The 17637-nt window shown below is 63.9% G+C and carries 20 protein-coding genes; 15 read left to right on the top strand and 5 right to left on the bottom strand.

The features are described from left to right. The first annotated feature begins 79 nt into the window (after positions 1–79). Complete coding sequence (locus QN413_RS10645; protein WP_323496583.1) at positions 80–397, top strand: DUF3579 domain-containing protein; 318 nt, start codon at positions 80–82, stop codon at positions 395–397. 126 nt (positions 398–523) lie between these two features. On the opposite strand, the gene rpsT is transcribed toward QN413_RS10645, so the two are convergent. Further along, on the bottom strand, positions 524–838 hold the full coding sequence (gene rpsT / locus QN413_RS10640) for a 30S ribosomal protein S20 (RefSeq protein ID WP_187052670.1): 315 nt from the start codon (positions 836–838) through the stop codon (positions 524–526). Between the two features lie 108 nt (positions 839–946). Here rpsT and murJ point away from each other — a divergent pair, with 108 nt between their 5' ends. The 4 genes from murJ (at position 947) to yccS (ending at position 6262) form a co-directional block, all read left to right on the top strand. Beyond that, positions 947–2509: a murein biosynthesis integral membrane protein MurJ gene (gene murJ / locus QN413_RS10635; RefSeq protein WP_323496582.1), complete on the top strand. Its 1563-nt coding sequence runs from the start codon at positions 947–949 to the stop codon at positions 2507–2509. Between the two features lie 74 nt (positions 2510–2583). Next, complete coding sequence (locus QN413_RS10630; protein ID WP_323496581.1) at positions 2584–3432, top strand: transglutaminase-like domain-containing protein; 849 nt, start codon at positions 2584–2586, stop codon at positions 3430–3432. Continuing rightward, positions 3429–3857, top strand: coding sequence for a VOC family protein (locus tag QN413_RS10625; RefSeq protein WP_323496580.1), 429 nt, complete (start codon positions 3429–3431; stop codon positions 3855–3857). Before QN413_RS10630 ends, QN413_RS10625 begins: the two co-directional genes overlap by 4 nt. Positions 3858–3985: 128 nt before the next feature. After that, positions 3986–6262 (top strand): YccS family putative transporter, encoded by a 2277-nt coding sequence (gene yccS / locus QN413_RS10620; protein WP_323496579.1) that lies wholly within the window; start codon positions 3986–3988, stop codon positions 6260–6262. Between the two features lie 15 nt (positions 6263–6277). On the opposite strand, the gene QN413_RS10615 is transcribed toward yccS, so the two are convergent. Next, a complete protein-coding gene (locus tag QN413_RS10615; RefSeq protein ID WP_323496578.1) occupies positions 6278–7393 on the bottom strand; it encodes an AI-2E family transporter in 1116 nt (371 codons plus the stop codon). Positions 7394–7444: 51 nt separating this feature from the next. Beyond that, positions 7445–8497, bottom strand: coding sequence for a phosphoribosylformylglycinamidine cyclo-ligase (purM, locus tag QN413_RS10610; protein WP_323496577.1), 1053 nt, complete (start codon positions 8495–8497; stop codon positions 7445–7447). 133 nt (positions 8498–8630) lie between these two features. Here purM and hda point away from each other — a divergent pair, with 133 nt between their 5' ends. From hda to QN413_RS10585, 5 genes are all read left to right on the top strand, one after another. After that, positions 8631–9317, top strand: coding sequence for a DnaA regulatory inactivator Hda (gene hda / locus QN413_RS10605; RefSeq protein ID WP_323496576.1), 687 nt, complete (start codon positions 8631–8633; stop codon positions 9315–9317). 15 nt (positions 9318–9332) lie between these two features. Further along, positions 9333–11003, top strand: a complete 1671-nt coding sequence (gene pcnB, locus QN413_RS10600; RefSeq protein WP_323496575.1) for a polynucleotide adenylyltransferase PcnB — start codon at positions 9333–9335, stop codon at positions 11001–11003. Further along, a complete protein-coding gene (folK, locus tag QN413_RS10595; RefSeq protein ID WP_187052661.1) occupies positions 11000–11602 on the top strand; it encodes a 2-amino-4-hydroxy-6-hydroxymethyldihydropteridine diphosphokinase in 603 nt (200 codons plus the stop codon). The genes pcnB and folK overlap by 4 nt, the downstream gene beginning before the upstream one ends. 94 nt (positions 11603–11696) lie before the next feature. Next, the gene (locus tag QN413_RS10590) at positions 11697–12341 is read left to right on the top strand and encodes a DUF47 domain-containing protein (protein WP_187052660.1); all 645 of its coding nucleotides are present in this window, start codon (positions 11697–11699) and stop codon (positions 12339–12341) included. Positions 12342–12355: 14 nt separating this feature from the next. After that, positions 12356–13366 (top strand): anion permease, encoded by a 1011-nt coding sequence (locus QN413_RS10585; RefSeq protein ID WP_323496574.1) that lies wholly within the window; start codon positions 12356–12358, stop codon positions 13364–13366. Positions 13367–13402: 36 nt separating this feature from the next. On the opposite strand, the gene QN413_RS10580 is transcribed toward QN413_RS10585, so the two are convergent. Both QN413_RS10580 and QN413_RS10575 read right to left on the bottom strand, forming a co-directional pair. After that, the gene (locus QN413_RS10580) at positions 13403–13849 is read right to left on the bottom strand and encodes a hypothetical protein (RefSeq protein WP_323496573.1); all 447 of its coding nucleotides are present in this window, start codon (positions 13847–13849) and stop codon (positions 13403–13405) included. A gap of 9 nt (positions 13850–13858) precedes the next feature. Next, the gene (locus QN413_RS10575) at positions 13859–14383 is read right to left on the bottom strand and encodes a GNAT family N-acetyltransferase (RefSeq protein WP_323496572.1); all 525 of its coding nucleotides are present in this window, start codon (positions 14381–14383) and stop codon (positions 13859–13861) included. 206 nt (positions 14384–14589) lie between these two features. On the opposite strand from QN413_RS10575, the gene rpsP reads away from it, so the two are divergent. From rpsP to QN413_RS10550, 5 genes are all read left to right on the top strand, one after another. Continuing rightward, the gene (rpsP, locus tag QN413_RS10570) at positions 14590–14853 is read left to right on the top strand and encodes a 30S ribosomal protein S16 (RefSeq protein WP_187052656.1); all 264 of its coding nucleotides are present in this window, start codon (positions 14590–14592) and stop codon (positions 14851–14853) included. A 13-nt stretch (positions 14854–14866) separates the two neighbouring features. After that, on the top strand, positions 14867–15418 hold the full coding sequence (rimM, locus tag QN413_RS10565) for a ribosome maturation factor RimM (protein WP_323496571.1): 552 nt from the start codon (positions 14867–14869) through the stop codon (positions 15416–15418). Positions 15419–15449: 31 nt separating this feature from the next. Next, entirely contained in the window at positions 15450–16205 is a 756-nt protein-coding gene (gene trmD, locus QN413_RS10560) for a tRNA (guanosine(37)-N1)-methyltransferase TrmD (RefSeq protein WP_323496570.1), read from the top strand. A gap of 113 nt (positions 16206–16318) precedes the next feature. Then, complete coding sequence (gene rplS / locus QN413_RS10555; protein ID WP_187052653.1) at positions 16319–16711, top strand: 50S ribosomal protein L19; 393 nt, start codon at positions 16319–16321, stop codon at positions 16709–16711. A gap of 191 nt (positions 16712–16902) precedes the next feature. Next, positions 16903–17631, top strand: a complete 729-nt coding sequence (locus QN413_RS10550) for a CoA pyrophosphatase (protein ID WP_323496569.1) — start codon at positions 16903–16905, stop codon at positions 17629–17631. The last annotated feature ends 6 nt before the right edge of the window (positions 17632–17637 follow it).

The following is a 17637-nucleotide window of genomic DNA, read 5'->3' as shown; positions in this document are numbered from 1 at the left end:
GCCCTTGGCACGTCCTGTGCAGAGCGCATGGCTAAAATCATGGTGCACTGCAGCATCCTGTTGCAGTTCAACCCGATTCATGGACTCCCCCGCCTCTCAAGTCATCTTTGTTCAAGGCATCACGAGTGATGGCCGTGCATTTCGCCCCAGCGATTGGGCCGAACGTCTGGCGGGCGTCATGAGTTCGTTCAGGCCAGGCGGCGCCGTGCCAGGCGATCATTTGAGCTATTCGCCTTGGTGCGTTCCGACCACCATCAACGGCGTCAAATGCGTGATCGTGAATCGCGAACTGCGCGAGCACGAGGTCATGGCCTGGGACTTCGTCATGAACTTCGCCCGCGACAACGGGTTGCAGGTCGGTGAGGTTTGCGGCGTGCCGGATACCAAGAAGGCTTAGAACTCACATAGTGCAAAGAGCGCAGACATGAAAAAACCGCCCGAAGGCGGTTTTTTCACTTTGCTGCAGCGCACCCCGATCAAACGGCGGACGGGAGACCCGTCCGGGCTGTTTGCCTGACTGGTGTCAGGCGGCGGCCTTTTCAGGCGCCAGGACGAGGTTCTTGACCTTCGTCGAGAGGCGGCTCTTGTCGCGAGCTGCCTTGTTCTTGTGGAAGATGCCCTTGTCGGCAACCGTGTCCACAATGCTTTGTGCCTTGGCGAACAGTTCGGTCGCCTTGGTCTTGTCGCCGGCCAGAACAGCCTTTTCGACGTTCTTGACAGCGGTGCGGTACTTGGAGCGCAGCGAGGTATTCGCAGCGTTCAGTTTCGTGCCCTGACGGACGCGTTTACGGCCCGATGCGAGGCGGGGGTTCTTTTTCTTGGGTTTGGCTGATGCCATGATTCGGATCCTTTAGTGTCTGAGGATGATGCAGCAAAGCCTTCTATTATAGGCGGGGCCGGACAAGACGCCATCCGCAGCGGCACGGTGCGCACATACACTCGCCCGGTGTCACTTTTTCGCTCTGCCTCCACCGTCTCGCTGCTGACCCTGGCCTCGCGCATCACCGGCCTCGTGCGCGACGTACTGATGAGCTCGGTGTTCGGCGTCAGCGCGCTCACCGACGCTTTTTACGTCGCGTTTCGCATTCCCAACCTGTTTCGTCGCGTGCTCGGCGAAGGCGCCTTCAGTCAGGCCTTCGTACCCGTGCTGGCCGCCTGCAAGACGGAGCACGGCGACGAAGGCGCCAAGCAGCTCATAGACCACGTCGGCACGTTGCTGACCTGGACCCTTGTGGTGCTGTGCGTGGTCGGCGTCGTGGCCGCGCCGCTGATGGTGTGGGCGATGGCCAGTGGACTGAAGCAATCGGGCGGCTTCGACAGCGCGGTCGTCATGACGCGCTGGATGTTTCCGTACATCGGCTTCATGTCGCTGGTGGCGTTGGCGGGCGGCATTCTCAATACGTGGCGTAAGTTCGTCGTGCCCGCCGCGTCGCCGGTCTTGCTGAACCTGGCGCTGATTTCGTCGATCGTGCTCGGTGCGCCGCTTTTCAGGCGCTACGGCATCGAGCCCATCTATGCGCAATGCATCGGCGTGATGGTCGGCGGCATCTTGCAACTGGCGCTGCAAATTCCTGCGCTGCGCTCGCTCGGCATGCTGCCGCGCATCGGCGTGCGATGGGCCGCCCTCCGAGCTGCATGGGCCGACCCGACCACGCGCAAGATTCTCAGGCTGATGCTGCCTGCGCTCATCGGTGTCAGCGGCGCCCAGATTTCGCTGCTTATCAACACGCAGATCGCATCGCATCTGGCCGAAGGCAGCGTTACCTGGATCACCAACGCCGATCGGCTGATGGAGTTCCCCAGCGCGATGCTCGGCGTGGCGCTGGGCGTGGTGCTGATGCCGCAACTCGCCGCCGCGCGTGCCGCCAAGGACGACATCCGTTACTCGGCGATGCTCGATTGGGGCCTGCGCCTCGTGGTGCTGCTCACCGTGCCGTGCGCCGTCGCGCTGCTGGTGTTTCCGCAGCCGCTGGTAGCGGTGCTTTTTCACAACGGCGCGTTCAGCGCGCTCGACGTGCAGCGCACCACGGCGGCCTTGATGGGCTACGGCACCGGTCTGCTCGGCATCGTCGCCATCAAGGTGCTTGCCGCCGGCTACTACGCGCGGCACGACATGCGCACGCCAATGCGCATCAGCCTCGGCGCGCTGGCGTTGACGCAGGTGCTCAACATTTTTCTGGTGCCGCAGATGCAGCACGCGGGGCTGACCCTGTCGATCGGTATCGCGACGCTGGTGAATGCGCTGCTGCTGCTGATCGGCCTGCGCCGGGCCGGCAGCTTCAAGCCTGAACCCGGTTGGGGCCGCTTCATTGCGCAAGTGCTGGCCGGGACAGTGGTGCTGGGCGCGCTGCTTGTGTGGGGCAACCAGCACTTCGACTGGATCGCCCTGCGCGAACAGCGCCTGCTGCGTGTCGGGCTGCTGGCAGGCATCGTCGTGAGTGCCGCGGCCCTCTACTTTGCAACGCTGGCGCTGGTCGGCGTCAAGCTTCGCAGCTTCATGCGGCGTTGAGCTCGTCGACGCAGCGCTGAACGGGTCCGTGCGTCAGAGCTTGACGCTCCCGGATGCCTCCACTACAAAGACACATGTCCCTCCGCTTTTCAGCGCCCACCGCTCTTGAGTATTTCGGCTCGCTCGTGCAGAGCGACGACCACTTTCCGCTGCTCGAAGCCGCCGCTAGCCTGGCGCAGGATGAGTACCCCGAGCTCGATGTGCAACAGGTGCTCGGCGATGTCGACCAATTGCTGGCCCGGCTCAAGCGCCGCCTGCCGGCAGATGCCGCGCCGCTCCAACGGCTGCGGTTGCTCAACCAGTTCTTCTTTCACGATCTGAGTTTCGGCGGCAACGTCAACGACTACTACGACCCGGACAACAGCTATCTGAACGCCGTGCTGCGCACCCGCCGCGGCATCCCGATCTCGCTCGCGGTGCTGTGGATGGAGCTGGCGCAGGGGCTCGGGCTGCACGCACGCGGCGTTGCCTTTCCGGGTCACTTCATGTTGAAGGTGACCTTGCCGAAAGGACAGGTCGTGATCGACCCTTTCACCGGCAAATCACTCTCGCGCGAAGAACTCGGCGAGCGGCTCGAGCCGTACAAGCGCAGCAATGGCCTGGTCGACGATTTCGATGTGCCGCTCGGGCTGTACCTGCAGCCCGCGGCACCCCGTGAAATCATCGCGCGCATGCTGCGCAATCTGAAGGAAGTGCATCGCACGCAGGAAGACTGGCAACGCGCCATCGCGGTGCAGGATCGCCTCGTGGCCCTGTTGCCGGACGCATGGTCTGAGCACCGCGACCGCGGCCTTGCCCACGCCGAGCAGGGCAATACCTCGGAGGCGGTGCGCGATCTCGGAACCTACCTGACGAACGCCGACGACGCGCTCGACATCGACGTCATCGCCGAGCGTGTGGCCACGCTGCGGCGCGTGGCATGAGCACCGCGCCTGTTCCGCGGCTCGGCGTTGTCGACCTCGGCACGCTGCATCGATTCCACGGCATCCAGCCGTTGTTGCCCGTGGCCGATGCGGCGCGTGCCGCACGCTATTTCTGCGACGTGCTGGGCTTCGAGCTTGACTTCATCGCTGGCGAACCGCCGAGCTATGCGCGCGTCAAGAAGGGGGATCGCACCCACGGTGACCCGGTCTACATCCGCCTCTGGCAATGCAATGCGCGCGAGACGCGGCAGTGGCGGGGCGAGATCGTCATCCACGTCGGCCACGATGTCGACGGCTTGCACGAGGCTTACCTGAAGCGCGGCGTGACGGTGACCGAATCACCCGTCTCGCAGCCCTGGGGCCTGCGCGAGTTCGCAATTCGTGAACCCGACGGTCATGCGCTGCGCTTCTGCGGCTACGTCTAGGCGTCGCCGCCAAAACCAACCACCGCGCGCGCTGCGCCTGCAGATGACGCTATCAAATGGGTAGCGCGGCGGCAGTCGCAAACTGGGGTCGCAGCAACTTGGCACGCATCCTGCGCCACTACATGGCTATGTCCAATTCGTCCTTCCATGCCCTGCGCCAGCATTGGCGCGCGCTCGCTGCGCGCGCCCAACCATTGCGCGTGCTGCTCGCGCTCGGCGGCCTGATGGCCGCCTGCTGGCTGACCGAGCGGCAGGACGTGATGATCCCGCTCTTTCTTGGTGCCATCGCCAGCGCGCTGGCCGAAACCGACGACAGCTGGCGCGGCCGGTTTCGGGCGCAGGTGGTTACGCTGGCCTGCTTCGCGGCGGCGGCTTATTCGGTCGAATTCCTCTTCGATTGGCCGCCGCTGTTTATCGCCGCACTGGCGCTGACAGCCTTCGTGTTGACGATGCTCGGCGCCGTGGGAGCGCGCTACAAAGCCATCGCTTACGCAACGCTGATCCTGGCGCTGTACGCCACGCTCGCCGCCGACAACGCGCTGAGTTCCGGAGTGCCGCACGACCGTGAACCATTGCTCTTGCTGGCGGGCGCTGCCTGGTACGGCGTGCTGTCGGTGGCGTGGTGCGCCATGTTTCCTGCACAACCCGTGCAGGCGATGCTGGTGCGGCTCTTCACCGTGCTCGGTGACTACGTGCAGTTCAAGGCGTCGCTGTTCGAGCCGTTGCGGGACGTCAATATCGAGCACAAACGGCTCGCGTTGGCGCAGCTCAATGCGACCGTGGTGACCGAACTCAACAATGCCAAGGAAAGCATCTTTCGCCGCATCGGCGCACGGGCGCCGACCGGTCGCATCGCACGCTATCGCGGCCTGTACCTGATCGCGCAGGATGTGCACGAGCGGGCGAGTTCGTCTCACGATGACTACAACGCGCTGGCCGATGCGTTCTTTCACAGCGACCTGCTCTATCGCTGCCAGCGTGTGCTCGGGCTGCAGGGGCGCGCCTGCCAACAACTGGGGCAGTCGATCGCGCGGCGCGAGCCATTCGTGTCAGACGGCTACAGCGTTCAGGCGCTAGCCGAACTGCGGAATGCCCTTGAACATGCGCGCGCCGAAGCGGACGCGCATTCCCCGGACGCGGTCAAGTCAGAGGATCGCGCGGCGCGGGCGGCCTTGCTGCCGTCCGTCGAAGCGCTGGCGCGCAACCTCGCGCAGCTCGACGGTCAACTGGCCGGCGCCAGCAACACCGCGCACCCGGCCGCGGGCCTCGGCCGCACCGACATGAGCCTGCTCGACCGGTCGCCGCGCTCCTGGCGCGATGCCGCCGAGCGCGTGCAACGGCAGTTCACGCCGCGCGCACCGCTGTTTCGCCATGCCATGCGGTTGGCCATTGCGCTGACCGTCGGTTACGGCGTAATGCGCGCGATCCATCCGGCGCAGGGCTACTGGATTTTGCTCACCACGCTCTTCGTCTGCCAGCAAAGCTATGGCGACACCGTTGCGCGAATGGGGCAGCGCATCGCCGGAACCGTGATCGGTGTCGTGGTGGGCTGGGCCTTGCTCGATCTTTTTCCGCAGCCATTGCTGCAATCGATGATCGCCGTGGCCGCCGGCGTGCTCTTCTTCGCGACGCGCACCACGCGCTATCTCGTTGCCACCGCGGCGATGACTTTGCTGGTGCTGATGTGCTTCAACCAGGTCGGCGACAGCGAGGTGTTGATCGTGCCGCGCCTGCTCGACACTGCCATCGGCAGCATCATCGCCGGGCTCGCCGTGCTGTTCGTGCTGCCGCACTGGCAGGGTCGGCGCATTCACGAACTGGCGGCGCTGGCGATGCGGCACCACGCGGGCTATCTGCGGCAGATCGTCGAGCAATATCGTTCGGGCGCCCGCGACGATCTCGACTACCGTCTTGCACGACGCAATGCGCACAACTCGGATGCAGCGCTGTCGACGGCAGTTTCCGAGATGTTCCGTGAGCCGAATTTCGTGCGGCCGCGTGCCGGCGTGGCCCTGCGCTTTTTGATCCAGTCGCACACCATGCTGAGCTATCTGTCGGCGCTCGGCGCCCATCGCGAGGTGTTGCGGGACGTACCGCGTGCGGTCGTCTTGCGCGAAGCGGCCGAACAGGCTGCGCTGGCGTTAGAACGTTTGACCGAGGGGCTTGGCGGCAGCAATCTTTACTGGAACGAGACGCCGGCTGCATTGGCCGCGCGCGCAGCTCTCAATGCACTGGCCGAAGACATCACGGAAGGCGCTGACGATGCGCAAGTTCGTCTGGTGCGAACGCAGCTCGCGTTGATCTGGTTGCAGCTCGATGCACTGCGCAGCCATGCGGCGAAGTGGATGGACCCGGATGCACCGGAAGCCACGCCGGTACCGAACCCGGCTGCAGCGGCCACCTGACCAGACATCGCCGCTTCACACCAGCCGATTCGCTTCCAGCTCTTTCTTCAGGTACGCATAGAACAGCGGTGCCGCCACCAGCCCGGCAGGCCCGAAAACCGCTTCGGCCACGAACATCACGGCCAGCAACTCCCACACCGCCATGTGTGTCTTGGTGCCGACCACTTTGGCGTTGATGACGTACTCGCCCTTGTGGATCACGATGAGAAATACGAGGCATGCAGCGGCAGCCGCAGGCGACACCGACAGGCCGACCAGCGTCAGCACCGTGTTGCACAAGAGATTGCCTACGATCGGCACCAACCCCGCCACGAATGTCAAGGTGATCAGCGCCGGCTCGTATGGCAGACGCATGCCCCACAACGGCAGCAGCAGCAAGAGAAAGCCTGCGGTAAGCAGCGTGTTGAACGCTGCAATCCAGAACTGGGCTGCGACGATTTGCCGAAAGGCTTCGCCGAACAACCGTATGCGCTGCTCCAATTGCGTCGCCAGCGGACCTTGCATCAGATGCCCGCGCGAGACGCCGGCCAGCGCACCGACGATCAACCCGACGTAAGCGAACAGCAATCCGCCCAGCCAGGCCCGGCCCGTGAGCGCCAGCGCGCCAGCTTGCGTACGCAAATAGCTGGCAACCATGCGCTGAACCTCCGCAGCGCCGTCGGGCAGATACACGCTCACTGTCTCAGGCAGCTTGAGCTTCAGTTCGAGCACGGTGCGCGCGATGTAATCCAGCAATTCCTTGTATTGCTCCGGCGCATTGAGAACGAACTCGCGCGCCTCGGCGAAGACGAGCGCGACCAGCCCGATGGGGGCGAGCACCACGAAAGCAGCCGCGAGCACGCCGGGCAAGGTCGATGTGATCGGATGACCCATGCGGGCGGGCAGAGCGCGGCGCACCAGACTCTCGATACCGCGCGCAAACGCGCGGGTCGCAAGAAATCCGATGCAAACGAACAGCAGGCCGGGAAGCAGGTCTTTCCACATCACCAGCAGCAGTCCGCCGGTGATGAGCAGGTAACTCGCGATCACGACGGTGCGAGACGCAGGTCGCTCGGCCGCTGTGACGCGCGGCGGCTGCGCACTGCTGCGAGCGAGAACTGCAGATTCGGGAGACTTGTTCGAACGGGCCATGTGCCGGTGTGATGCAAACGGGCGGACAGAGACGGACGGACTGACGTCTGCTCAGGCCACGACGACAGCAGCGCCATCGCCGCGCGCGGCGATCGTGCCGATCTCGTACACCGCTTCACCGGCGGCTCGCAGCGTTTCGGCGCAGGCGGCGGCTTCGGCTGCGTCGAGCACGACCACCATGCCGATGCCGTTGTTGAAGGTCCGGTTCATTTCGATGTCGTCGATGCCAGCGATCTTTTGCAGCCACGCAAAGAGCTCGGTCTTTGGCCAGCTGCCCTTCTTCAGGTGCGCGGCGGTGCCTTCTGGCAGCACGCGCGGAATGTTCTCGAGCAAACCGCCGCCGGTGATGTGTGCCAGCGCCTTGATCGGATGGGCAGCGAGCGCTGCGAGCACCGGCTTCACATACAGCCGCGTCGGCTGCATCACCGCTTGGCGGAAGGGCTGACCATCGAGCGTCGCGGGCAAGCCGTCACCGTCGGGTTGCTGCGCCCGCTCGATCACCTTGCGCACCAGGCTGAACCCGTTGGAATGCACGCCGCTCGAGGCGAGGCCGAGCACCACGTCGCCGGGTTGGACGCTCTGACCGGTCAGGATCTTCGATTTTTCGACAACGCCGACGGCAAAGCCCGCGAGGTCGTATTCGCCGTTCGGGTACATGCCCGGCATCTCGGCCGTCTCGCCCCCAATCAGCGCGCAGCCGCTGAGTTCGCAACCCAGTGCGATGCCGCCGACCACGGCTGCCGCGGTGTCGACGTCGAGCTTGCCGCAGGCGAAATAGTCGAGAAAGAAAAGCGGCTCGGCGCCTTGCACCAGCACGTCGTTGACGCTCATGGCGACGAGGTCGATGCCGACCGTGTCGTGCATCTGCCATTCGAAAGCCAGTTTGAGCTTGGTGCCGACGCCATCGGTGCCGCTCACCAGCACCGGCTCCTTGTAGCGCTTGGGCACTTCGAAGAGTGCGCCGAAGCCGCCGATGCCAGCCAAAACGCCTTCGCGCATCGTCTTCTTCGCGAGCGGTTTGATGCGCTCGATCAGCGCGTCGCCGGCATCGATATCGACGCCGGCATCCTTGTAGCTGAGCGGGGTGGACGAAGAAGAAGTCATGGGCGGTCGATAGAAGAAGAGGGCTGAACAGAGACAGGCGCCGGCGACCATGGTGGCCGGGCCGATAGAATTCCTCACGATTTTAAGGGCCGCGACACCTCGCTCCATTGGCCTCCTCCATGAACCTTCCGGGATGAAACAGCTGGCGCTCGACATCGGCATTGCCACAGGTCCGACCTTCGCGGGCTTCTTTGCGGGCCCGAACGAAGCGACGCTGCGGCATCTGCAGTTGTGGGTCGGTGCCGGTGCAGGCCCCGCATTGCATTCCCCGGTTCCGACGTACCTGTGGGGCGAAGGCGGCAGCGGCAAGACGCATTTGCTCGAATCGGTTCGGGTCGCGTTGCGGGAGCAAGGCGCAACCGTCGGCTGGCTGCATGCAGGTGTGATCGAGCCGATCGAGTTCGATGAGCGATGGAGCGCCGTGCTGATGGACGACGTCCATCTCTACACGGCGGTGCAGCAGCACGCGGCCTTTAACTGGTTCGTCAATGCGCAGACGCTTCAGCGTGGCGTGGTGGCAGCGGGCGCGCTGCCGCCGGCCGACTTGCCGTTGCGTGAAGACTTGCGCACACGGCTTGGCTGGGGGCACGTGTTTCACTTGCAGGTGTTGAGCGAACCCGAGCGCCGCGCGGTGTTGCGCCAGGCCGCCGATGCCCGCGGCGTCATGTTGTCGGACGATGTGCTCGACTATGTGCTGCATCGATTCAGCCGCGACCTGGGAAGCCTGATGGAGCTGTTGGATCAGCTCGACGGCTATGCACTGCAAACGCAGCGCGCGATCACGATCCCGTTGATTCGCGCGATGCTTGAAAATGAGTAAGAGCTACCAAACACAATGATCAAGACATTCATCGACAAACTGCTCGGCAAATCCGCCGACGGCTCCCGCGGCAAAAGCCGCTTCGGCAAGCGCCAGGAGGTCGCCGCATCGGTGCACGGGATCGACCCGGCACTGGTCGATGAGCGCGCAAAAAACGTGGTCACCACGCTTCAACAGGCCGGCTTTGAGGCGTATGTCGTCGGCGGTGCAGTGCGCGACTTGCTGCTCGGCCTGCGGCCCAAGGACTTCGACGTGGCGACCAACGCGACGCCGGAGCAAGTCAAGGGGCTCTTTCGCCGCGCCTTCATCATCGGCCGGCGCTTTCGCATCGTGCACGTGGTGTACGGCCGTGGCCGCGAACATGAAGTGATCGAAGTTTCGACCTTTCGCGCCTACATGGACAACGCCGCCGCCGAGCAGGTCGCCGGTAACGAGCGCACCAGCAAGGGCGAACTGGCCAGCATGAAACATGCGGTCGACGCCAGCGGCCGCGTGCTGCGCGACAACGTCTGGGGCCCGCAGGAAGAAGACGCGGCGCGCCGCGACTTCACCGTCAACGCGATGTACTACGACCCCGCCAATCAGGTGGTCGTCGACTATCACAACGGCATCAAGGACGCGCAGAAGCTGACGCTCCGGATGATCGGCGACCCGGCCACGCGCTACCGTGAAGACCCGGTGCGCATCATTCGCGCAATCCGTTTCTCGGCCAAGCTGGCTGCGCTCGGCTTCAAGATGGAAGCGAAAACGGCCGCGCCATTGATCGAGTCCAGCAAACTGCTGGCCGACGTGCCGCAGAGCCGCTTGTTCGACGAGATGCTGAAGTTGCTGCAAACCGGGCACGCGATTGCAACAGTCGCACAGCTGCGCAAGCTCGGGCTCGCCAAGGGCATCTATCCGCTGCTCGATGTGGTGGTCGAGCGGGCCGACCAGGCCTTCGTCAAAGCCGCATTGATCGACACCGACCGCCGTGTCGGTGAAGGAAAGCCGGTGGCGCCGAGCTTCTTGCTGGCCTGCGTGCTGTGGGCCGATGTGCGCGACGGCTGGGCAGCGCGACTCGAAGGCCGCAACGGACAACGCGGCCAGCCGGCCTATCCGGCACTGCAGGACGCGATCGACGATGTCTTCAATTCGCGCATCGGCGACGTGTCGGGTCGCGGCAAGCTGGCCGCCGACATGCGAGAAATCTGGATGATGCAGCCGCGATTCGACAAGCGCAGCGGCGCGACGCCGTACAGCCTGGTCGAACAGGCACGCTTTCGCGCCGCGTTCGACTTCATGCGGTTGCGCGCCGATGTCGGTGAGATCAGCGAGGCCATCGGCGAGTGGTGGCAGGAATTCAGCACGGCAGACGACCTGCGCCGGCAAGACCTGATGGACCAGGTCCGCGACGAACAGAAAACGAGACAACGGGTGCGCGTCCGCGATCCGCTGCCGAAGGACAGTGCGTCGCCGAACGCGCCGCGTGAGCCGCAGGATGTTCGTGGTATCGGCGGTGACCAGGACGATCGCGGTGATCGCGGTGAACGCGATGAGGCCGATGCGCCGGGCGGTGAGTTCCCGCAAGAGGGCGAGGGTACGGCTGCACCGCGCAAACGACGTCGCCGGCGCAAGCCGCGCGCGGGCGGTGGCGGCGAAGGCAGCGACGGCGGTGCAGAGGGCGATGGGGGCGCTGCAGCAGCATGAGCCGATCTCCAGCGCGTCCGGCCGGACGGCCCAACAGCGGACCGCCACGCGGCGCGCCGCCCCGGCGTGCCGCCAGCGGCAAGGGCGCGCCGTCGAAGCGTTCGGCTGCGCCGGTGCGGCGGGGCCGGGACGAGTACCCGACGGTGTCTGCCTACGTCGGGCTCGGCGCCAACCTGGGCGATGCAGCGGCCACGGTGCAAGAGGCGATGACTGCGCTCGGCGCGTTGCAGCGAACCGTCGTCACCGCACGCTCGTCGCTCTACCGTAGCGAGCCCGTCAATGCAGAAGGGCCGGATTTCGTGAATGCGGTTGTGGCCTTGCGCACCGGCCTCGATGCCGAGCAGTTGCTCGCTGCGTTGCAGCGTCTCGAAGAAGCTGCCGGACGCGAACGGCCGTTTCCCAATGCACCGCGCACGCTCGATCTCGATCTGTTGATGTATGCCAACACGGTGCGCAACAGCGACACGCTCACGCTGCCGCATCCGCGCATGCGCGAACGCGCCTTCGTGCTCAAGCCACTGGCGGAGATCGCGCCCGACAAGGTGCCTGCTGCCGCGCTGGCGCGTGTCTCGGGCCAGGTGGTCAAGCGCATCGTCTGAGCGCGCGGCCGCCTTCGCGGCCGGCCATTACACTTGCGCGGTTTTTCACAGCGGCGTCATGAACGTGTGTTAGCCGCGCATTCAGGAGAGCGCTATGTTCGGCAAGCTGCTGCCCCGCGAGGGGAATTTTTTCGAGATGTTCAACCAGCACGCCGAGCGCATCGTCGAGGCCGCACGTGCTTTCGAGAATCTCGTTGCCAACTACAACGATGTCCACCTGCGTGAGCAATACAACCGCGATGTCGACAATGCCGAGCGTGCAGCCGATCGCGTGACGCACGACGTCAACCGGTTGATCCACAAGACCTTCATCACGCCGATCGATCGCGAGCAGATCCACAAGCTCATCAACACGATGGACGATGTGGCCGATCTGATCCAGGACTCTGCCGAAACCATGGCGCTGTACGACGTGCGCCACATGACCGACGAGATCGTGCGACTCACCGCGCTCAGCGTTAAGTGCTGCGACCGCCTGAAAGACGCAGTCAAGTTTCTCGGCAAGATCGCCGACCCGGCCGTGGCCGAGGCGGTGCTGAAGACCTGCGAAGAGATCGACCGGCTCGAATCCGACGCCGACCGCGTGATGCGCAGCGCCATGAGCAAGCTCTTTCGCGAAGAGCCCGATGTGCGCGAAGTCATCAAGCTGAAGGCCATCTACGAACTTCTCGAAACCATCACCGACAAATGCGAAGACGTGGCGAACGTGATCGAGGGCATCGTCCTCGAGAACTCGTGAACCGGTAAGCGCGCATGGCAGCAGTTCAGGTCAGCCTGTGGGTCGTGGTTTTGCTCGTCGTGCTGGCGATCCTGTTCGACTTCATGAACGGGTTTCACGACGCCGCGAATTCGATCGCGACGGTCGTGTCGACTGGTGTGTTGAAGCCGGGGCAGGCGGTGGTCTTCGCGGCGTTCTTCAATCTGGTGGCGATCTTCGTCTTTCACCTGAGCGTGGCGGCGACTGTCGGCAAAGGCATCGCGCAGCCGAGCGTGATCGACGTGCACGTGGTGTTCGGTGCGCTGATCGGCGCCATCAGCTGGAACCTCGCCACCTGGTACTACGGCATTCCGAGCAGTTCTTCGCATGCGCTCATCGGTGGCATCGTCGGCGCGGTGATCGCCAAGGCCGGCTCGAGTGCGCTGGTGGCTTCGGGAATCTGGAAGACCGTGGCCTTCATCTTCGTGTCGCCGCTGCTCGGTTTTTTGCTCGGCTCCTTCATGATGATCCTGGTCGCCTGGGTGTTTCGCCGATCGACGCCATCGCGGGTCGACCGGTGGTTCCGCCGGCTGCAACTCGTCTCGGCCGGCGCCTACAGCCTGGGCCACGGCGGCAATGATGCGCAAAAAACCATCGGCATCATCTGGATGCTGCTGATCGCCACCGGCTATGCCAATGCCAACGACGCCAGTCCGCCGACTTGGACCATCGTGTGCTGCTACACCGCGATCGCGCTCGGCACGATGTTCGGCGGCTGGCGCATCGTGAAGACCATGGGGCAGCGGATCACCAAGCTCAAGCCGGTCGGCGGTTTCTGTGCGGAGACGGGTGGGGCGCTCACCTTGTTTCTTGCAACCGCTCTGGGTGTTCCGGTGTCGACGACGCACACCATCACGGGCGCTATCGTCGGCGTCGGCGCCACTCAGCGTGCCAGTGCCGTGCGCTGGGGCGTGGCGGGCAACATCGTGTGGGCGTGGGTCTTCACCATTCCTGCATCGGCTTTCGTCGCTGCAATCGCCTACTGGATCAGCCTGCAGATTTTTTAGCAGCCGATCGAGGGCTGGCGCGCAGCGGGCGAAAAGTTACTGCGACATCTTTCGGCCTTCTTCGACCTGGTATTCGAAGTAGCGCTGAAAGCTGAAAGCAATGCTCGACATGAGGACCGTCGTGCCGATCAGCAACGACACGACGATGGCGCCGATGGTGAGCCATCCGGTTTGCCCGGAAGGTGCATCGGGTGCCGCTCCGGCGTTGAAGCGCCCGTTCCATTTTTCAGGCGTCATCAGGCCGTAGATGATCGCGGTCAACGCGCACCCAGCGATGGTGAAACCGATCAATGGGATGAGCAGCCAGCTCCATTGGTCATCCAGACCGTTGAGCCGCGCGCGTTCTATGCCGTAGAGGCCCAGCGCTGTCGGAATGGGCAGAAGCCAGCCAAGCATGTCGCCAAGGCCACGCAGGTAGAAGCGGTGCAGGCCGAGCGGGCCGCCGACAAAGGCAAGCCACGCGGCCAGGGTCTTGTTTTTCATCGCGCCTTTTTACTCCGGCGCGGTGTCGCTGCCCTGGCCTAAAACCTTGTCCATCAACACCACGTCTCGCCATTGACCGAACTTCCAGCCGCAATCCTTCAACACGCCGACGTGTGAAAAGCCTCGTGCTCGATGGACGCCGACCGAGCCGAGGTTGGCCGAATCGCCGATGACCGCGATGAGTTTGCGCACGCCGACCGCTTCGGCTGCACGCATCAACGCCTCCAGCAACTGAGTGCCGAGTCCCTGGCCGCGGGCGCTCTCGGCGAGATAGATCGAATCCTCCGCCGAGTATCGGTACGCCGGCCGTGGCTTGAACCAATTGCAGTACGCAAAACCGAGCACCTCGCCGGTGTCGCCTTCTGCCACCAGATAGGGCAGGTCTTTGGACAGCACATCGGCGCGGCGCGCGGTCATGTCTGCCACCGTGGGTGGATCGGTTTCGAAGGTGCCTGTGCCGTGCAGCACATGGTGGGCGTAGATCGCGGTGATGGCGTGCAGATCGTCTTCACGGCTGGGGCGAATGGTGGTCATCAGGAGCCTGCGAGGCAATTTGTGGTGGACGAGGTACGGCGGCGGGACGGGCCGAGTCTGAAAATCAGGTGGGCGGGCTATAATCGTGGGCTTTTCAGCGTGTCGCTGGCCGGGTGGCCATGTCGCGTGTCTCGACGCTGGAAGAACACCGTGTGCAAGCGTTATCGGGATTTTCCCGGCTTGCTGCACCACCCGAAGGATAAATCATGGTCGTCATTCGACTCTCCCGCGGCGGCTCCAAAGGCCGTCCGTTTTTCAATATCGTCGTGTCGGACAAGCGCGTTCGCCGCGATGGCCGTTTCATCGAGCGTCTGGGTTTTTACAACCCGGCCGCCAAGGAAAACGAAGAGAGCATCCGCATTTCATCGGACCGCCTGGCTTACTGGACCGGCGTCGGCGCACAGGCTTCTCCGACCGTGATGCGTCTGGTCAAGCAAGCCGCTGCTGCGGCACCCAAGGCAGCAGCCTGATCGGCGGTAGGTAATGCTGCCCACGCTCGAAGCCGCCGCACTGCCGGCGGACGCGATCGAGGTGGGGCGCATTGCCGATGCCTGGGGCATCAAAGGCTGGTTTAAGGTCATGCCCCACAGCGCCCAACCCGAGGCGCTTTTTTCTTCCAAGCGCTGGTTCATCCAGCCGCCTGGCGGAACTTCCGGCCCCTTCAAGCTCGCGATTCGCGAGGCCAAAGAACATTCCAATTGGGTCGTCGCGCACTCTGACGAGGTGCCTGACCGGACCGCGGCTGAAGCGCTGCGAGGCGCGCGCGTTTTCGTACCGCGTTCTAGCTTTCCGACTGCGGCTGAAGACGAGTACTACTGGGTCGATTTGATCGGTCTCGACGTCGTCAATCGCGAAGGCATAGCGCTCGGCAGCGTGCGTGAACTGCTTGCGACGGGTCCGCAAACCACGCTGGTGTTGACCGCTGAAGAAGACGGCAAGCCGATTGAACGCATGGTGCCGTTCGTGTCCGTCTACGTCGACAAGGTCGACCTTGCCGGCCGGCTGATCACGGTCGACTGGCAGCCCGAGTACTAGGCGCCGCGCGTTAGTCGCTCATCGAACCGCCATGCGCTTCGACCTCATCACGCTGTTTCCCGAACTGTTCGCGCCCTTCTTCGCGAGCGGTGTCACGCGTCGCGCTTACGAATCGAAGCAGGTCGAGGTCGTCCTCTGGAATCCGCGCAATTTTGCGCAAGGCAACTACAAGCGCGTCGACGATCGACCCTTTGGCGGCGGTCCGGGCATGGTCATGATGGCCGAACCGCTCATGGCCTGTCTCGATGCGGCGCTGGCTGCCCGCGGAGACTCGTCCGTCGCCGTACCGGTCGTGCTGTTCTCGCCGATTGGCGAAGTTCTGCGCCACGCATCGGTCGAGCATTGGTCTGCCGGCGACGGCGCGGTCTTGATCTGCGGCCGCTACGAAGGGATCGACCAGCGCTTTATCGATGCGCGCGTCACGCATCAGATCAGCCTCGGGGACTTCGTGCTGTCGGGTGGAGAGATCGCCGCGATGGCCTTGCTCGATGCCGTCGCCCGTCTGCAACCTGGCGTGCTCGGCGACGAGGCCAGTCATGCGCAGGACAGTTTCAACCCGACCCTCGATGGCTTGCTGGACTGCCCGCACTACACGCGCCCCGAGCAATGGAACGGCGTGAGCGTCCCAACGCCGTTGATGTCTGGTCACCACATGCAGATCGAGCGTTGGCGGCGCGATCAAAGCCTTGCGATCACGGCGGCTCGACGCCCCGAGCTTATCGAGGCAGCGCGCGCAGCTGGTCGTCTGGATGCGGCCGACGAGACGGCTTTGAAGAAAAAGCTATAATTTAAGGCTCCCTCGATCCTCTGCCCGGCCGCGTGACGTACCTCGACTCTTTCAGAGTCGAACCCGCCAAACGCCTTTTGTGTAGCGCGAGCACGATCGACATCAGGAAAGTCATGAATCTCATCGAAACCCTCGAGCAGGAAGAAATCGTCCGCCTCGACAAAAAGATCCCCGTTTTCATGCCCGGTGACACGGTCATCGTCAGCGTGAACGTCGTCGAAGGTACCCGTAAGCGTATCCAAGCCTACGAAGGCGTCGTGATCGCCAAGCGCAACCGCGGCCTCAACAGCGGCTTCACGGTGCGCAAGATTTCGAGCGGCGAAGGCGTGGAGCGTACGTTCCAGACCTACAGCCCGCTGATCGCCGCCATTGAAGTCAAGCGCCGCGGTGACGTCCGTCGCGCCAAGCTGTACTACCTGCGCGAGCGCAGCGGTCGTTCAGCACGCATCAAGGAAAAGCTGCAACTTCGCAGCAAGACTGCCGCACCGGCAGCCGCGGCGCAATAAGCAGCCTGCAGGCATTTGTTCCTGTGCATCGAAAAGCCGCCGTCATGGCGGCTTTTTGCATTGGCGCCTCGATTGGTCGGACGCGACGGCAGTCTTCGTCGTTGCGCGTTATGGTTGGTGCGTTCTGTGACCTCTGCGTCTTTTGTGCCGTTTCAGGCTCTCACCATCTAAGCCGATCCCTATTTTTTTCCATGCAATCCGACCCTATCGAACCGATCAACGCGGCGCCTTTCGTGCCCATGCCATCGTTCGATCCACGCACCGTGCCCGTTATGGCCGTCGACCACCAGTTGCCCGTAGTCGCTGCGTCGCAGCTGACAGACCTCGCGTTGCGTGCGCGCTTTGGGACGCCGCCAAACTGGTCGCCTGAAGTGCGGCGCGAGCCGCGCTTTGCCGACCGCGTGCCGGCTCAGGCAGCGGTGCTGGTTCCGATTGTCATGCGCGAGGTGCCGACGGTGCTGCTGACCGAGCGCACGACGCATCTGTCGACCCACTCCGGCCAGGTGGCGTTCCCGGGTGGCCGCGTCGATCCGGAAGACATTAACGTCGCCGCGGCGGCGATGCGCGAAGCGTGGGAAGAGGTCGGATTGGAGTCGCGTTTCATCGAGGTGCTGGGCAGCTTGCCAACTTACACCACTGGCACTTCTTTCATCATCACGCCAGTGGTCGCGCTGGTAAAGCCGGGGTTCGAGCTCACAATCAACCCCTACGAAGTCGCGGACTCGTTCGAAGTGCCGCTGGCGTTCCTCATGAACCCTGCGAACCACCGTCGTCACAGCATTGTGTGGCAATCATCCGATGGCGAATCGCAGCGGCGCGAGTGGTTCTCGATGCCTTACCAGGACGGTGCGCACGAGCGCTTCGTTTGGGGCGCCACGGCCGGCATGCTGCGCAATCTCTATCGCTTCATGATCGCCTGATAACCG

Source organism: Variovorax sp. LG9.2 (genome assembly GCF_035018885.1).
GTDB lineage: Bacteria > Pseudomonadota > Gammaproteobacteria > Burkholderiales > Burkholderiaceae_C > Variovorax.
Note: the sequence above shows the minus strand (reverse complement) of the source record. Positions and strands in the feature narration are given on the sequence as shown.

Excerpts from the sequence above, each read along its gene's own strand:
- QN413_RS10645 (WP_323496583.1), top strand. The coding sequence starts at position 80 with ATGGACTCCCCCGCCTCTCAAGTCATCTTTGTTCAAGGCATCACGAGT.
- rpsT (WP_187052670.1), bottom strand. The coding sequence starts at position 838 with ATGGCATCAGCCAAACCCAAGAAAAAGAACCCCCGCCTCGCATCGGGC.
- QN413_RS10630 (WP_323496581.1), top strand. The coding sequence starts at position 2,584 with ATGTCCCTCCGCTTTTCAGCGCCCACCGCTCTTGAGTATTTCGGCTCG.
- QN413_RS10625 (WP_323496580.1), top strand. The coding sequence starts at position 3,429 with ATGAGCACCGCGCCTGTTCCGCGGCTCGGCGTTGTCGACCTCGGCACG.
- yccS (WP_323496579.1), top strand. The coding sequence starts at position 3,986 with ATGTCCAATTCGTCCTTCCATGCCCTGCGCCAGCATTGGCGCGCGCTC.
- QN413_RS10615 (WP_323496578.1), bottom strand. The coding sequence starts at position 7,393 with ATGGCCCGTTCGAACAAGTCTCCCGAATCTGCAGTTCTCGCTCGCAGC.
- purM (WP_323496577.1), bottom strand. The coding sequence starts at position 8,497 with ATGACTTCTTCTTCGTCCACCCCGCTCAGCTACAAGGATGCCGGCGTC.
- hda (WP_323496576.1), top strand. The coding sequence starts at position 8,631 with ATGAAACAGCTGGCGCTCGACATCGGCATTGCCACAGGTCCGACCTTC.
- pcnB (WP_323496575.1), top strand. The coding sequence starts at position 9,333 with ATGATCAAGACATTCATCGACAAACTGCTCGGCAAATCCGCCGACGGC.
- folK (WP_187052661.1), top strand. The coding sequence starts at position 11,000 with ATGAGCCGATCTCCAGCGCGTCCGGCCGGACGGCCCAACAGCGGACCG.
- QN413_RS10590 (WP_187052660.1), top strand. The coding sequence starts at position 11,697 with ATGTTCGGCAAGCTGCTGCCCCGCGAGGGGAATTTTTTCGAGATGTTC.
- QN413_RS10585 (WP_323496574.1), top strand. The coding sequence starts at position 12,356 with ATGGCAGCAGTTCAGGTCAGCCTGTGGGTCGTGGTTTTGCTCGTCGTG.
- QN413_RS10580 (WP_323496573.1), bottom strand. The coding sequence starts at position 13,849 with ATGAAAAACAAGACCCTGGCCGCGTGGCTTGCCTTTGTCGGCGGCCCG.
- QN413_RS10575 (WP_323496572.1), bottom strand. The coding sequence starts at position 14,383 with ATGACCACCATTCGCCCCAGCCGTGAAGACGATCTGCACGCCATCACC.
- rpsP (WP_187052656.1), top strand. The coding sequence starts at position 14,590 with ATGGTCGTCATTCGACTCTCCCGCGGCGGCTCCAAAGGCCGTCCGTTT.
- rimM (WP_323496571.1), top strand. The coding sequence starts at position 14,867 with ATGCTGCCCACGCTCGAAGCCGCCGCACTGCCGGCGGACGCGATCGAG.
- trmD (WP_323496570.1), top strand. The coding sequence starts at position 15,450 with ATGCGCTTCGACCTCATCACGCTGTTTCCCGAACTGTTCGCGCCCTTC.
- rplS (WP_187052653.1), top strand. The coding sequence starts at position 16,319 with ATGAATCTCATCGAAACCCTCGAGCAGGAAGAAATCGTCCGCCTCGAC.
- QN413_RS10550 (WP_323496569.1), top strand. The coding sequence starts at position 16,903 with ATGCAATCCGACCCTATCGAACCGATCAACGCGGCGCCTTTCGTGCCC.